The 551-nt window shown below is 73.1% G+C and carries 1 protein-coding gene; it reads right to left on the reverse strand.

The features are described 5' to 3' along the window. Nucleotides 1-551 (reverse strand): DHHA1 domain-containing protein (locus GH737_RS15040; protein ID WP_230558867.1); only part of this gene is annotated, 551 nt, incomplete at both ends.

Consider the following 551-nt stretch of genomic DNA (forward strand, 5'->3'; position numbering starts at 1 on the left):
CCTTCTCGACGTCGGCGGCGAGCCGCTCGCTGATGAAGGCGCGGAACGGCTCGAGCCCGCCGGCGGGCAGCGTTAGCCCCGCCGCCATTGCATGGCCGCCGCCTGCGGTGAGCAGGCCGCTATCCTTTGCCGCCAGCACCGCCGCGCCCAAATCGACTCCCGAGATCGAGCGGCCCGAGCCCTTGCCGGTGCCGTCGTCGGTCTCGGCGATCACGATCGCGGGCCGGCCGAAGCGCTCCTTCAGGCGGCCGGCGACGATCCCGATCACGCCCTGGTGCCAGCCGCCGCTCATCACCGTGATCACCGCCGCGCCGTTGAGCCTGGCCGCCTGTTCCTCGGCCTGCTCGCACACCAGCATCTCGATCGCGCGGCGTTCCTCGTTGAGGCGGTCGAGCTCGGCGGCGATGGTGCGCGCTTCCTCCGGGTCGCTGCAGGTCAGCAGGCGAACGCCGAGGTCGGACTTGCCGACGCGCCCGCCGGCGTTGATCCGCGGGCCCAGCGCGAAGCCTAGGTCGCGGCAGCTCGGCGCTTTCACCAGCCGCGCGGCCTCG

Source organism: Sphingomonas segetis (assembly GCF_009720245.1).
Classification (GTDB): Bacteria; Pseudomonadota; Alphaproteobacteria; order Sphingomonadales; family Sphingomonadaceae; genus Sphingomicrobium; species Sphingomicrobium segetis.